This is a genomic window from Pseudoclavibacter sp. VKM Ac-2888, assembly GCF_015351285.1.
In the GTDB taxonomy this organism is placed as follows: Bacteria; Actinomycetota; Actinomycetes; order Actinomycetales; family Microbacteriaceae; genus Pseudoclavibacter.
The window spans coordinates 99,062-112,343 of sequence record NZ_JADKSM010000003.1 but is presented as its reverse complement, the minus strand read 5'-3'; the positions used below and the strand labels follow the sequence as shown (position 1 = coordinate 112,343).

General features: G+C 70.5%; 12 protein-coding genes and 1 tRNA gene. 12 read left to right on the top strand and 1 reads right to left on the bottom strand.

The annotated features are described in order from the left end of the window. Positions 1-124: 124 nt before the first annotated feature. The 12 genes from ITJ61_RS17895 to ITJ61_RS17840 all read left to right on the top strand — a co-directional run bounded on the left by ITJ61_RS17895 (position 125) and on the right by ITJ61_RS17840 (position 11,891). Positions 125-1,102, top strand: coding sequence for a tripartite tricarboxylate transporter substrate binding protein (locus ITJ61_RS17895; protein ID WP_104306103.1), 978 nt, complete (start codon positions 125-127; stop codon positions 1,100-1,102). A gap of 13 nt (positions 1,103-1,115) precedes the next feature. Continuing rightward, the gene (locus ITJ61_RS17890) at positions 1,116-1,628 is read left to right on the top strand and encodes a tripartite tricarboxylate transporter TctB family protein (RefSeq protein ID WP_194687032.1); all 513 of its coding nucleotides are present in this window, start codon (positions 1,116-1,118) and stop codon (positions 1,626-1,628) included. Next, entirely contained in the window at positions 1,625-3,133 is a 1,509-nt protein-coding gene (locus ITJ61_RS17885) for a tripartite tricarboxylate transporter permease (RefSeq protein ID WP_194687031.1), read from the top strand. The genes ITJ61_RS17890 and ITJ61_RS17885 overlap by 4 nt, the downstream gene beginning before the upstream one ends. Beyond that, positions 3,102-4,055 (top strand): sugar kinase, encoded by a 954-nt coding sequence (locus ITJ61_RS17880; protein ID WP_323744405.1) that lies wholly within the window; start codon positions 3,102-3,104, stop codon positions 4,053-4,055. The genes ITJ61_RS17885 and ITJ61_RS17880 overlap by 32 nt, the downstream gene beginning before the upstream one ends. A 13-nt stretch (positions 4,056-4,068) precedes the next feature. After that, a complete protein-coding gene (locus tag ITJ61_RS17875) occupies positions 4,069-4,818 on the top strand; it encodes an IclR family transcriptional regulator (protein WP_104240469.1) in 750 nt (249 codons plus the stop codon). After that, the gene (locus ITJ61_RS17870; protein ID WP_194687030.1) at positions 4,811-5,422 is read left to right on the top strand and encodes a bifunctional 4-hydroxy-2-oxoglutarate aldolase/2-dehydro-3-deoxy-phosphogluconate aldolase; all 612 of its coding nucleotides are present in this window, start codon (positions 4,811-4,813) and stop codon (positions 5,420-5,422) included. The genes ITJ61_RS17875 and ITJ61_RS17870 overlap by 8 nt, the downstream gene beginning before the upstream one ends. A gap of 43 nt (positions 5,423-5,465) precedes the next feature. Further along, positions 5,466-6,518 (top strand): L-glyceraldehyde 3-phosphate reductase, encoded by a 1,053-nt coding sequence (gene mgrA, locus ITJ61_RS17865; protein ID WP_194687029.1) that lies wholly within the window; start codon positions 5,466-5,468, stop codon positions 6,516-6,518. Beyond that, positions 6,511-7,053, top strand: a complete 543-nt coding sequence (locus ITJ61_RS17860; RefSeq protein WP_194687028.1) for a heme-degrading domain-containing protein — start codon at positions 6,511-6,513, stop codon at positions 7,051-7,053. The genes mgrA and ITJ61_RS17860 overlap by 8 nt, the downstream gene beginning before the upstream one ends. Positions 7,054-7,183: 130 nt before the next feature. Continuing rightward, a complete protein-coding gene (locus ITJ61_RS17855) occupies positions 7,184-8,365 on the top strand; it encodes a GNAT family N-acetyltransferase (RefSeq protein ID WP_194687027.1) in 1,182 nt (393 codons plus the stop codon). 53 nt (positions 8,366-8,418) lie between these two features. Then, complete coding sequence (gltX, locus tag ITJ61_RS17850) at positions 8,419-9,942, top strand: glutamate--tRNA ligase (RefSeq protein WP_194687026.1); 1,524 nt, start codon at positions 8,419-8,421, stop codon at positions 9,940-9,942. 696 nt (positions 9,943-10,638) lie between these two features. Further along, positions 10,639-11,724, top strand: a complete 1,086-nt coding sequence (locus ITJ61_RS17845) for an NAD(P)/FAD-dependent oxidoreductase (RefSeq protein ID WP_104298363.1) — start codon at positions 10,639-10,641, stop codon at positions 11,722-11,724. A gap of 95 nt (positions 11,725-11,819) precedes the next feature. Then, a tRNA-Gln gene (locus tag ITJ61_RS17840) sits at positions 11,820-11,891 on the top strand. Positions 11,892-12,072: 181 nt separating this feature from the next. Here the strand turns inward: ITJ61_RS17840 and ITJ61_RS17835 are convergent. Next, positions 12,073-13,227 carry a hypothetical protein gene (locus tag ITJ61_RS17835; protein WP_194687025.1) on the bottom strand — a complete coding sequence of 385 codons (1,155 nt, stop codon included), beginning with the start codon at positions 13,225-13,227 and terminating at the stop codon, positions 12,073-12,075. Positions 13,228-13,282: the final 55 nt, after the last annotated feature.

The window sequence follows — 13,282 nt, the reverse complement described above, 5'->3', positions numbered from 1 at the left end:
AGTTCTGGAGACGATCTTCGGCTCCCACTTGCGTGCTGCTTTCGGGTTTCATACGATGTGTGCAGTTAGTGCAACTGCGTTGCAACATATGCAACACATTCCCAACGAAGTGGATGGAACCCCGATGAAGCGACGTCCTTCGAAACTGGCGCCCCTCGCGCTGCTCGCCGCCGCGGCGACCGTGCTCTCCCTCTCCGGCTGCGCGAACCGCGCGGGCGGAACCGCAGGTGGCGAGGAGTTTCCCTCGCAAGCCATCACGTTCTACACGCCGACGCAGGCCGGAGGTGCGACCGACCTCACCGCCCGCACCCTCGCGACGCAGCTCGAGTCCGAGCTGGGGCAGTCGATCGTCGTCGACAACCGGCCCGGCGGTGCTGGCTCCGTCGGCATGCAGCACGTCGCCGGCCTCGCGGCTGACGGCTACTCGATCATGGTCTTCCCCGTCGAGGTGAGCATGCTCGGCCACCAGGGGTACGACATCGACCCGGCCAGCTACGACTTCCTCGGCATCGTCAACGAGCAGCCGGGCACGATCGCGGTCCCCGCGGACAGCCCCTACCAGACGCTCGAGGAGCTCGTCGCCGCCGCGGCGGCGAGCCCGGGCAGCGTCACGATCTCCAACGCCGGCCCCGGCTCGATCTGGGAGGCCGGGGCGACCGAGCTCGGCAACGTCGCCGGTGTCGAGTTCCAGGGCGTGCCCTTCGACGGCGGCGCCCCCGCGGTCACGGCAGCTGTCGGCGGCCAGGTCGACGCAGTCGTCGCCGGCATCGGCGAGACCGCTCCCGCCGACGAGGACGGGCGACTCCGCGTGCTCGCCGTCTTCACCGAGGAACGCGCCCCCGCGCTGCCGGACGTGCCGACGGCGGGCGAGCAGGGCTACGACGTCGTCATCGGCAGCTGGGCCGCCGTGGGCGCGCCGACCGGGCTCGACCCCGCGGTCAAGGAGTCGCTGCAGGCGGCGCTCGAGACCGCGGCCGGCAGCTCCGAGTACGTCGAGCTCATCGAATCGGGCGGCAACATCCCCGTGTTCATCCCCGGCGACGAGGCGACCGACTTCGTGAAGGCCGAGAACGAGCGCTTCGCAGAGCTGTTCGGCGAGTAGAGGCGTGACCGTCATGGACAGATCAGTCGAGGCGAACCCTCTCGACGTGGCGCTCGGCGTCGACGAGGAGACCTCCGAGTCCCGGCCCGTCAGCCGGCGGCGGGACATGCTCATCGCGGCGGGTGTGATCGCCGTCGGCGGAGCATCCATCGCCCTGGCCGTCGCCGTCGTCCCGGCGACGGGCGGCGACCCGTTCGGCCCGCGCTGGTGGCCGACCGTGCTCGGCGGGGCCATCGTGCTCCTCGGGGCGCTGCTCATCGGGGTCGCCATCCGCAAGCCGGATGCGCCGAGCGAGGACGCCCCCACGAAGCGCGGCATCTCGCGGGTGCTCCTCATGCTCGCGGCCATCGCCGCCTACGGTGTCGCCTGGTACTTCCTCCACTTCGTGATCGTCACGCTGCTCCTCGCCGCCGGACTCACGTTCGTGCTCGGCGGCCGCGGCTGGCGTGACCTCTTGCTGTTCCCGGTCATCGTGACGGTTGTGCTCTACGGGGTCTTCGGGCTCCTCCTGGGGGTGCCGCTGTGAACGGCATCACGGAAGGGCTCGGCGCGCTCCTCGACCCCACGATCGCGCTGTGCCTCATCATCGGGGTGCTCCTCGGCACGCTCGTGGGCGCCATCCCCGGCGTCACGGCCACGATGGCCGTCGCGCTCGCGGCCGGCTTCACCCTCACCCTCGAGCCCCTCCAGGGTCTCGCGGTGCTGCTCTCCATCTACATCGCCGCGCAGTTCGGCGATCGGGTGCCGTCGATCCTCATCAACACGCCTGGCACCCCCGCCTCGATCGCGACGACCTTCGACGGGTACCCCCTCGCGAAGCAGGGCAAGGCCGGCATCGCGCTGACGAGCTCCGCGCTCGTCTCTGCCGTCGGCTCCTTCGCCGGGATCCTCATCCTGCTGTTCCTCGCGCAGCCCATCTCGGGCTTCGCGCTGAGCTTCGGGCCGATCGAGATGTTCGCGCTCGTCGTGTTCGGGCTCACCATGATGATCGGCGTCTCCGGCGACCGCGTCATGAAGGGCCTCGCGGCCGGAGCGTTCGGCCTGTGGCTCGGGACGATCGGCAACGACCCCATCTCGGGCGACCAGCGCTTCACGTTCGGCATCCCGGAGCTCTCGAGCGGCGTGCCGTTCATCGCCGCCATCATCGGCCTCTTCGGCATCGCCGAGGTCTTCAACCAGGTCATCTCCGCCAAGAGGGGGCCCGAGCCGCAGCCGATCACGCAGCTCGGCAAATGGTGGCCGAACAAGGCGGAACGCAAGCTGCTGCGCAAGCCGACGGCCATCGGCACGGGAATCGGCGCCGTCGTCGGCGTCATCCCCGCGGCTGGCGGCGACATCGCCGGCGTCATCGCTTGGGACCAGGCGCGTCGCGCCTCCAAGACCCCGGAGAAGTTCGGGAAGGGCGCACTCGAGGGAGTCGCGGCCGCCGACAGCTCGAGCACCGCGACGATGGGCGGATCGGTCACGACGACCCTGTCGCTCGGCGTGCCAGGCGACTCGGTCATGGCCGTCATGCTCGGCTCCATGATCGTGTGGGGGCTCCAGCCGGGGCCGAGCCTGTTCGCGAACCGCCCCGATCTCGTCTTCAGCCTCTCCGCGATCATGCTCATCGCCACCGTGCTGGCGCTGGCCCTCGCGCTCGTGCGCATGCGCGGCGTCGTCAAGCTGCTCGCCATGCCGAAGCGCTACCTCTCGGTTGTCATCGTCACCTTCTGCATGGTCGGCACCTTCGCCGTCTCCAACTCGGTGTTCGACGTCGTGCTCATGTTCGCCTTCGGGCTCCTCGGGCTCGCGATGCGACGCTTCGGCTTCCCGCCGGGGCCCCTCGTGCTCGGCCTCATCCTCGGGCCGCTCGCGGAAGGCAACCTCCGGCGTGCACTCCTCATCGACGGCTACGGAGCGGTCTTCACGAGCCCCATCGCGCTGACGCTCATCATCCTGAGCATCCTCGCCGTTCTCGCCCCGCGCATCCGCGCCCTGCTGAAAGGACGGTCGACGCGTGAGCGCACCGAAGAGCCCATTCTCAAGTAGCGCCGTGCTCGCGAACGGCCCGCGCGCCGGTCGCGTGCTGTGCCTGGGCGAGACCATGGCCATGGTCACGCCGACCCACGTCGCCCCGCTCAGGGAAGCCGTGAGCTTCGCCGTCAAGGCCGGGGGCGCGGAGTCGACGGTCGCCATGTACCTCGCCGACTCCGGCGTCCCCTCCAGCTGGGTGAGCTGGCTCGGCGACGACCCACTCGGGTGGCGCCTCCTCGACGAGGTGCGCGCGAGCGGCGTCGACGTCGCAGGCGTCCAGCTCGTGCCGGGGGCGCCCACCGGCGTCTACTTCAAGGATCCTGGCGACGGGGAGACCACCGTCTACTACTACCGGTCCGGTTCGGCCGCTTCGCGGATGGATGCGACCGTGCTCGCCCAGCTCGACTGGGAGGGCGTCGCCGCCCTCCATGTGACGGGCATCACCGCCGGCCTCTCGGCAAGCTGCTCGGCGATGCTCGAAGCCGTCATGCTCGAGGCGCGGCGGCGCGCCATCACCGTGTCGTTCGACGTGAACTACCGGCCCGGGCTCTGGAGCATCGAAGCCGCGGGGCCGCGACTCGCGGCGCTCGCAGCGCTCGCGGACCTCGTGTTCGTGGGCCGTGACGAGGCAGAGACGCTGTGGGGCGAGGGCCACCCGGCGACGCTCCACTCGCGGCTCGGGCTGCCCGGCAGCCTCGTCGTGAAGGACGGCAGCGTCGGCGCAACCGAGGTCACTGTCGTCGACGGCAGCGTGTCCTCGGCGTTCGTGCCAGCGCATCCCGTCGACGTCGTCGAAGCCGTCGGGGCGGGCGATGCCTTCACCGCCGGCTACCTCGGTGCGATGCTTGGCGGCGAGCCCGTCGATGCGTGCTTGAACCGAGGGCACGGGCTCGCCGCCCGAACCCTCGGCAGCACACACGACTTCGTCCCGGCCTGATCGGAGTCCCACCATGTCCCAGAGCATCCACCGCGCAGCAGAGATCCTCGAGTACGTGAGCCTCGCGCCGCGCACCCAGTCGGAGATCGCCGCCAAGCTCGGCGTGCACCGATCGACGGCACTGCGGATGCTGCAGACGCTCACCGAGACCGGGCTCACCCGCCGTCACGCGGACAGCAGGTATGGGGTCGGATACCGGCTGAGCGGTCTCGCCCGGGCGGCCAGCGACCAGTTCGACCTGCGCAACATCGCCCGCCCCGTGCTGCAGGAGCTCGGCAGGGACTGCACGCACACCGTGCACCTCGCCGTCCTCGAGGGTGACCGCATCGTCTACGCCGACAAGATCGAGCAGCCTGGGATGGTCAGGCTCTACTCCCAGATCGGGCAGCCGGTGCTCCTGCACACGGCGGGCGTCAGCAAGGCCATCCTCGCCCAGCAGGACGTTGAGAAGACCGACCGGATGCTCGAGGGCTACGAGTACACGCCATACACCGACAACACGATCGTCTCGCGCGCCGCCCTCGACGCCGAGCTCGAACGCACCCGCGAACGCGGCTGGGCCGTCGACGATGCCGAGTACGAGAACTTCATCAACTGCATCGCCATGCCCATCCGCGATTCGAGCGACACGGTCGTCGCGGCCGTGTCCATCACCGCACTCAAGGCGAGTGCCGACCTCGACGCGCTCGCCGAATGGCAGCCGCGACTCGACGACGTCGTCCTCGCCATCTCCCACGACCTCGGCTGGAGACCACATGACTGACACCTTCGACACCATGTTCGCCGGATCGCCCGTCATGGCGATCCTGCGCGGCTACACCCCGGAGCGCAGCGTCGAGCTCGCGAACCTCGCCTGGTCGCTCGGCATCTCGAGCGTCGAGGTGCCCATCCAGAACGATGCGGCGCTCGACGCGCTCCGCGCCGTCGTCCGCGCCGCCGAGCCCGGCGGACACGCGGTCGGCGCCGGCACCGTCGTCTCGCTCGACCACGTCGACCAGGCCAAGCAGGCCGGAGCCACGTTCACCGTCGCACCCGGCCTCGACCCCGCCGTCATCGAGGCGGCCCAGGCCGCGGGCCTCGCCCCGCTGCCCGGTGTGGCCAGCGGGACCGACATCCAGCTCGCGAAGGCGCTCGGCCTGACCTGGGTCAAGGCGTTCCCCGCCAGCGTGCTCGGCGCCGACTGGTTCTCGGCCATGCGAGGGCCGTTCCCCGAGATGCGTCTTGTCGCTACGGGCGGCATCAACGCTTCCAATGCGGGGGAGTACCTCTCGGCAGGAGCCGACGTCGTCGCCGTCGGCAGTGCGCTCGAGGACGAAGCGCAGCTGCCCCTCCTCTCCGCGCTCCGCGCATCCGCTCCCGCGCGCTGACGCTGCCGCGCATCCACAACCTCCTCTGACAGAAAGGGCTCCCATGACCGCCCAGCTCACCCCCCGCTACAGCCCAGCAGCCGACCGCTACGAGCGGATGCAGTATCGCCGTGTCGGCCGCAGCGGACTGCAGCTGCCCGCGATCTCGTTCGGCACCTGGCACGGCTTCGGCGACGACACCCCCCTCGCGAAGCAGCGTGAGCTGCTGCGGCACGCATTCGACCTCGGCATCATGCACTTCGACATCGCGAACGGCTACGGCCCGCCCTTCGGCTCGACCGAGGCGAACGTCGGCCGGATCCTGCGCGAGGACTTCGCGGGCCTGCGCGACGAGCTCGTGCTGTCGACGAAGGCCGGATACCCCGTTTTCCCAGGCCCGAACGGCTCGGGCGGCGGCCGCAAGCACCTGCTCGGGAGCCTCGAGAACAGCCTTCGCCTGCTCGGCACCGACTACGTCGACATCTTCTACAGCCACCGGTTCGACCCCGAGACGCCCCTCGAGGAGACGGCGGCCGCGCTCGATGCGATCGTGCGCAGCGGGAAGGCCCGCTACGTCGGCGTCTCCTCCTACTCCGCGGAGCGCACCGAGGAGGTCGCCGGCCTCCTGCGCGAGCTCGGCACGCCGCTGCTCATCTCGCAGCCGTCGTACTCCCTCCTGAACCGCTGGATCGAGGACGGCGAGCCGTCGGTGCTCGAAGCCAACGCGACGGCCGGGGCTGGCGTCATCGCGTTCTCCGGCCTCGCCCAGGGGCTGCTGACGAACAAGTACCTCGGGGGAGTGCCGGAGGGGTCGCGGGCGACGCAGGGCAAGACGCTGCGCGACGGGATGCTCAGCGACGAGAACCTCGAGCGGGTGCGCGCCCTCAACGCGATCGCGGAGCGTCGCGGGCAGACGCTCGCGCAGCTCGCGATCGCCTGGGTGCTGCGCGACGAGCGGATCACGTCCGCCCTCATCGGGGCGTCCCGCACCTCGCAGCTCGACGACCTCGTCAGGTGCCTCGACGCGGCGCCGTTCACCGACGCCGAGCTCGCAGAGATCGACACGTACGCCGTCGACGGCGGCATCAACATCTGGACGGCGTCGTCGGATGCCTGACGCGCCAGCGCAGGAGCGGTTGCAAGAGCAGGCGGGCGACACCGCGGCCGTCGCCGTCGCCGTCGCCCCCGCGGTCGCGGATCTCGCGCGCATCCGTGCCGAAGAGGCCGAGCTCGTCTTCACCAGGTTCTCGCGCGATGATGCGTGGCGGCTCGGCTCCCGGATGCGCGAGGCGGCGGCGGCTCGTTCGCTGCCCGTGGTCATCGGCATCGTCGTCGGACAGCAGCGGGTCTTCCACGCCGCACTCGACGGCGCTGTGCCGGACAACGACGCGTGGCTCGAGCGGAAGACACGCGCGGTGCTGCACTTCGAGCAGTCATCGCTCGGCGTCGGTGCGCTGTTCCGCTCGCTGGGACGCGTCTACGAGCAGGAGTCGCGACTCGACCCCGACGAGGTCGCCGCGAACGGCGGCGTGTTCCCCGTTCGCATCGACGGGATCGGTGTCGTCGGCGCGGTCGGCATCTCGGGGCTGCCGCAGGTCGAGGACCATGCGTTTGTCGTCGAGCAGCTGCGGGAGTTCCTGGCCGAGGCGTAGCGCACGCTCATCTGCCGCACCCGCCGCGCGCATCCGCCGCCACGCCGGGGGCTTGAGGCGGCGGCGGCGCGCTCGATATCCTGGTCGGCTGCGACGCCGCAGCTTCATCGCACCAACAGGAAGCACTTCGATGTCGCCCGACACCACCGTTCCCGACTCCGCCGGCCCCGAAGCTGCGGCTGCCCAAGATGTCGCCGCCTCGGATTCCGCCAAGCCGACCCCCGCCGCCCCGGCTGGCTTCAGCGCGGAGCCCCTGCGCATCCCGTCTTCGCTCGACGATGTCGCGGCAGCGGCGTTCCACGAGATGACGGCCCTGCGCAACGCCGTCACGAGGGACACGTACCGCAACGACGACTTCGTGCTGCCCGCGGAGGTGCTGCTGCCGGGGTACGAGCCGAGCGAGTACGAGCGTCGGGACGGGCGCCTCATCCGCGAGCACGGTCGGCTCGTGGGGCGTGTGCTCTTCGACTTCCCGCTCACCGAAGACGTCGAGATGGCGAAGATGATGCTCGAGATCCACCCGGATGCGCGGGGCCGCGGCCTCGGGGCGGCCGCGTACCAGGTCGGGGAGCTGGCGGTGCGAGATGCGGGTCGCTCGGAGATCCGCACGTGGGTGGTGCACCGGGAGGTGGCTGGGCCGCGCATCCCATCGCCGAGCGGTGTCGGGGACATCCCGGCGCTGGATCCGGCCGCGCAGATGCTGCTGCGACGAGGGTTCGAGCTCGGTCAGGTCGAGCGCATGAGCGTGCTCGGGCTGGGCGCCGAGCACGACGCCGGCCTGCGCGCGCTGCGCGATGGCGCCAGGGAGGCCGCGGGCGCCGACTATCGCTGCGTGTCGTGGTCGTACCCGACGCCGGACGAGTTCATCGACGGCTACGCGGCGCTGAAGGCGCGCATGAGCACGGACGCCCCGCAGGGCGACCTCGTCGAAGACGAGCAGGAGTGGGACGCGAGGCGTGTGCGCGAGGAGCTCGAGGCGACGGCGATCGCCCGCCGCGATAGCGTGCTCGTGGGGGCCGTCCAGCATATTCCGACCGGGGAACTGGTGGCCTTCAGCGAGCTGCAGCGGATGGACGACGGCACGAGGCGAGCCGACCAGGAGGACACGCTCGTGCTGCGCGAGCATCGCGGCAACCGGCTCGGGATGCTCGTGAAGGCGGAGAACCTGCTCGCCTGGAGGGCGATGCACCCCGACGTCGAGCGGGTCTATACGTACAACGCCGAGGAGAACCGCCCGATGCTGAACGTCAACGAGGCGCTCGGCTTCCGGCCCTTCGTCAGCGAGGGCGCCTGGCGGAAGGTGCTCGTCTGAGTCGAGCCGCGCCCACTCGGTGACCCGCGCCGCCCCGGTAGGCTGGGGGTCTCATGACTGCATCCTCTTCTTCGCTTGTGACCACCGCTACGGGCAGCGATGTCCGTGTCCGCTTCTGCCCTTCGCCGACGGGGACCCCGCACGTCGGGCTCATCCGCACCGCCCTCTTCAACTGGGCCTACGCGAAGCACACCGGGGGCACGTTCGTGTTCCGCATCGAGGACACGGATGCTGAGCGCGACTCCGAGGAGAGCTACCAGCAGATCATCGACGGGCTCGGCTGGCTCGGGCTCGGCTGGGACGAGGGCGTGAACGTCGGCGGGCCGCACGAGCCGTACCGTCAGTCGCAGCGCACCGACATCTACCTCGACGTCATCCAGAAGCTCCGCGACGGCGGCCACCTGTACGAGTCGTTCGCGACGGGTGAGGAGATCGAGGCGCGCAACGTGGCCGCCGGTCGCGACCCGAAGATGGGGTACGACAACTACGAACGCGACCTGTCGGCCGACGAGATCGCTCGCCTCAAGGCTGAGGGCCGCGAGCCGGCGCTGCGCCTTCGAGTGCCGGACACCGACCTCTCGTTCGACGACCTCGTGCGCGGCGAGATCACCTTCAAGGCCGGGTCGTTCCCCGACTTCGTGCTCGTGCGACCCAACGGCAAGCCGCTCTACACGCTCGTGAACCCCGTCGACGACGCCCTCATGGGCATCACGCACGTGCTCCGCGGCGAGGACCTGCTCTCCTCGACGCCCCGCCAGATCGCGCTCTACCACGCGCTCATCGACGTGGGAGTCGCCGAGTTCATCCCGCGCTTCGGGCACCTGCCGTACGTCATGGGCGAGGGCAACAAGAAGCTCTCCAAGCGCGACCCTGAGTCGAACCTCTTCCACCACCGCGACCGCGGATTCCTGCCGGAGGGGCTCCTCAACTACCTGTCCCTGCTCGGCTGGTCGATCGCCGCGGACCGCGACGTGTTCACGATGGACGAGATGGTCGTCGCGTTCGACGTCGAGGACGTCAACCCGAACCCCGCGCGCTTCGACCTCACCAAGGCCGAGGCCATCAACGGCGAGCACATGCGGCTCCTGGGTGCCGACGACTTCGCGCACCGCCTCGTCGCGCCGCTGCAGCTCGCCGGCGTGCTCCCGCTCGAGCCGACGGATGCGCAGCTCGCGCTCCTCGGGCGTGCGGCGCCGCACGTCCAGGAGCGCATGCAGCTCCTCGGCGAGGCTCCCGAGATGCTCGGTTTCCTCTTCGTGGATGCCGCCGACCTCGTGGTCGAGGACACGGCCGTCGGCTCCCTCAAGGGTGACGTGACGGGTGTGCTCGACGCCTCCATCGCTGCTCTCGACGCGCTCGAGGCGCCAGAGGCATGGACCACCGAGAACATCGAGGCCGCCCTCCGTGGAGCCCTCATCGAGGGGCTCGGCCTCAAGCCGCGCGTCGCGTTCGGCCCGATCCGCGTGGCCGTCTCCGGCCGCAAGGTCTCCCCGCCGCTCTTCGAGTCGCTGGAGCTGCTGGGCCGCGAGCAGTCGCTCGCCCGCATGCGCTCGCTCGTCTCGCGCCTCGCCGCGTAGCCGCGCCGCGCCGCGTCCGCGCCGCGCCGCCGCCGCTCGGCCGCTCGGCTCGGCTCTCTGCCTCGGCTCGGCGCTCCGCGCTCTGCCTCGGCTCCGCTATTCGTTTCGGGATGGGTAACGCGCTTCCGGATGGGTTCTTTCCCATCCGGAAGCGCGTTACCCATCCCGAGACTCGTTTGTGGGGGGAGTGGGCTCGCGTAGGCCACGCAGCGGTTCAGGCTGTCTTTCGCCTCACGCCGTGCGTTCGGCTCTGCCTCGAGCATCCGCCTCTCGTTTCGGGATGGGTAGCGCGCTTCCGGGTGGGTTCTTTCCCATCTCGAGGCGCGTTACCCATCCCGAGACTCGTTTGTGGGGGAGTGGGCTTGCACGCACGGCTCCGCGTCGAGCCGCGCTTGGTGGCGTAGCCCGCGTTGCGGCTCCGCTCCGCCCCCGCGTACCGCTGGCCGCGCCTCCGCGCTTCGTCTCGGGATGGGGAGCGCGCTTCCGGATGGGTTCTTTCCCATCCGGAAGCGCGTTCCCCATCCCGAGACTCGTTTGTGGGGGAGTGGGCTCGCTCGCGGGGGAGTTGGCACGCACGCGGCGCTCGCGGGGATGCTCGGCGACTCGCGCCGCCCTCGCACGTCGCGACGGGTGAGGCTAACCTAAGAGGATGCCCGCCGTCCTGAGCTGGTGGGCGCGAGACTCCGGGAGGACCGCATGACCGAGGCGTTGGGCACGCACTATGACGTCGTCGTCATCGGGGGTGGCCCTGCCGGGCTGCAGGCCGCGCTGATCCTCGCGCGGCACCGCTACTCGACCCTGGTGCTCGACGGCAACCGACCCCGCCACTCGGCGACGCTGGAAGCCCACGGGTTCCTGACCCGCGACCACACTCCTCCGAACGAGCTGCGCAGGCTCGGCCGCGAAGACGTGGAGGCCTACGAGGATGCCGAGATCCAGTTCGCCCAGGTCACGCGCGTCCGCGCGCTCACCGAGGAGGAGGTCGTCGGCGCGGAGGTGTCGCAGGGGCCGGCATTCGAGGGCTCGTTCGGCTTCGTCGCCGGTGGGGTGGCGGGCGCTGGGGGTCAGCCGACGACCGCCGACCCACGTGAGATCGCGTCGCGTCGCCGCGACGGCGTGCGGGTTCCGTACCGCTTCGCGGTCGAGGCGAAGGGCGTGCGCGGCACGCCCGCACGAGCCGTGTTCGCACGCTCGGTCGTCTTCGCGACGGGCCTCACCGAGGTGCTGCCCGCCCTGCCCATGCTGCGCGCGTTCTACGGTACGAGCATCCACAGCTGCGTCGAGTGCGACGGATGGACGCAGCGCGACCGCCGAGTCTCGGTCATCGCGGCACCCGGCGTCACCGACCTGTACGAGCGGGCGGTGCAGCTCACACGCTTCACCGGAGCGCTCACGGTCTTCGCGGCCGAGGGGCAGCTCGCCGAGCTGCAGGAGCTCGACCTCGTCGAACGCGGCGTGGTCGTCGAGACGCGTGACGTCGTCGACGTCGAGGGCGGACCGGGTGGCGTGACGGGCGTTGCGCTCGCCGACGGCGACGTCGTGACGGCCGAGGCCGTGTTCGTGCGGCCCGATTACGTCGCGAAGCTCGACTTCGCGAGCGAGCTCGGCATCGAGTTCGACGGCTCCGGCCTCGTGGCGGCGGATGCGCAGGGCCGCACGAGCGTGCCCGGCATCTACGCGACGGGCGAGCTGACGGGCCCGGGGCCGCAGATGCTCATCGTCGCCGCGGGCAACGGGGCACAGACCGGCATGGCGGTCGACCGGGACCTGCTGGGCCTCTGAGTCGAGGGCGCGACGGGCGCGACCCGGTCGTTCGACGCGCTGATTTGTCCAGCCTCCGGGAGTGCGCTATGCTCTCTGAGGCGCTTCGGTGCCAGTGGGGTATGGTGTAATTGGCAACACGGAGGTTTCTGGTACCTTTGTTCTTGGTTCGAGTCCAGGTACCCCAGCAAATGTGAACACCACAGATGTGAACATGACGAAAAGGCCCCGCTGAGCGGGGCCTTTCGTGTATCTCCTCGGCACGCGCTGTATGTCTTCGGCCACGCGCTGCAGCTCTTCAGCCACGCGGTAGAGCCCAGCCGGCAAGCGCAGCCCAGCCCAGCCCAGCGCAGCACGGCCGCCCGGACGCTACCCCGAGACGCTGCCGGCCGGCACCAATGCCTCGGCGCCCGCATCGGCACTCGCACTCGCGCCTGCCCCTGCTCCTGCGCCCGCACCTGTTTGCGCATCCGCGTCCGCCTCGTCCAGCGGCTCGGCCGCGGGCATCAGGCGCGCGTAGTCGCCGAATGCGTCGATCTTCGCGCCCTGTTCGTGGAGGAGCGCCGTGAGCCGCTCGATCTGCTCGACCTCGAGCGGGCGGCGCCTGGCGCGCTCGCGCCGCGTGAGGAGGTCGAGGAACTGGGCCTCGTCGGCGACGACGGCCGTGCGGTCGGCTGATGGCGTGAGCGTGGCGGCATCGGTGTAGACGGTCGCGGTGGCGTTCGAGTAGAAGACGCAGGTGTCGACGGCGATGGACTCGCCGAGGGTCTGCTCGCTCAGACCCGCGAGGTGCGTCGCATGGGCGAGCGCCTGGCTGCGCGGTGCTGACTGCCCGAGGTGCGTCAGCACCCGGAGGGAGCTCTCCGCGGCGCCGCCGTGCGGGGCGGTGCTGTCTGGGGTGGTGGCGGCGCCGCTCGTGATCTGCAGGGCGAACGGTGGACGCAGCGCCACATCGTCGACGAGGTTGCCGAAGGCCGGCTGCGCCTCGCTGGGCCGGACCCCGTCGAAGATGACGCCGTCCCAGGTCCTGTGGTCGATGAGGAGGGCGCCCGCGTCGGTGAGCAGCACGTGGTCGAGCTGGATGACATGGCGGTTGGTGCTCATGCCCTCCTGGATGAGGATGAACGTGCGGGTCGCGAGCACGCCGTTCAGCCCGAGTGTCTCGCTGGCCCGCAGGATCGCCTCCCGGGACACGAGTTCTGTCTCGATCGAACGCCTGGCGCGTTCCTTGAGGAAGTCGACGAGCATCCGCCGGTCTTGGAACGCGGCCTCGTGCTGGAGTGCGAGGCGCTCAAGGCGCGCCTCAGCATCTTCCTGCAGCTCCTGCTTCTGCTGCCGGAGCTCCGCGTGGGCGCGCTCGGCCTCGGCGGTGAGCGCCTGCCGCTCGACCTCGGCGGCGTTCTGCCGCTCGTCGAGCGTCGCCCGCCAGCGCCTGTTCGCGCGCATCCGAACCACGAGCGCGATGATGACTGCAACCGTCGCCCCGAGCACAAAGCTCAGCGCAACCCACCCCTGAATCTCCATCCGCCCAGTACAGCACCGGCCACCGACATCGCCGGGAGTGGCGACCGGCACGTCG

Excerpts from the sequence above, each read along its gene's own strand:
- gltX (WP_194687026.1), top strand. The coding sequence starts at position 8,419 with ATGACTGCATCCTCTTCTTCGCTTGTGACCACCGCTACGGGCAGCGAT.
- ITJ61_RS17895 (WP_104306103.1), top strand. The coding sequence starts at position 125 with ATGAAGCGACGTCCTTCGAAACTGGCGCCCCTCGCGCTGCTCGCCGCC.
- ITJ61_RS17835 (WP_194687025.1), bottom strand. The coding sequence starts at position 13,227 with ATGGAGATTCAGGGGTGGGTTGCGCTGAGCTTTGTGCTCGGGGCGACG.
- ITJ61_RS17845 (WP_104298363.1), top strand. The coding sequence starts at position 10,639 with ATGACCGAGGCGTTGGGCACGCACTATGACGTCGTCGTCATCGGGGGT.
- ITJ61_RS17860 (WP_194687028.1), top strand. The coding sequence starts at position 6,511 with ATGCCTGACGCGCCAGCGCAGGAGCGGTTGCAAGAGCAGGCGGGCGAC.
- mgrA (WP_194687029.1), top strand. The coding sequence starts at position 5,466 with ATGACCGCCCAGCTCACCCCCCGCTACAGCCCAGCAGCCGACCGCTAC.
- ITJ61_RS17870 (WP_194687030.1), top strand. The coding sequence starts at position 4,811 with ATGACTGACACCTTCGACACCATGTTCGCCGGATCGCCCGTCATGGCG.
- ITJ61_RS17855 (WP_194687027.1), top strand. The coding sequence starts at position 7,184 with ATGTCGCCCGACACCACCGTTCCCGACTCCGCCGGCCCCGAAGCTGCG.
- ITJ61_RS17875 (WP_104240469.1), top strand. The coding sequence starts at position 4,069 with ATGTCCCAGAGCATCCACCGCGCAGCAGAGATCCTCGAGTACGTGAGC.
- ITJ61_RS17890 (WP_194687032.1), top strand. The coding sequence starts at position 1,116 with ATGGACAGATCAGTCGAGGCGAACCCTCTCGACGTGGCGCTCGGCGTC.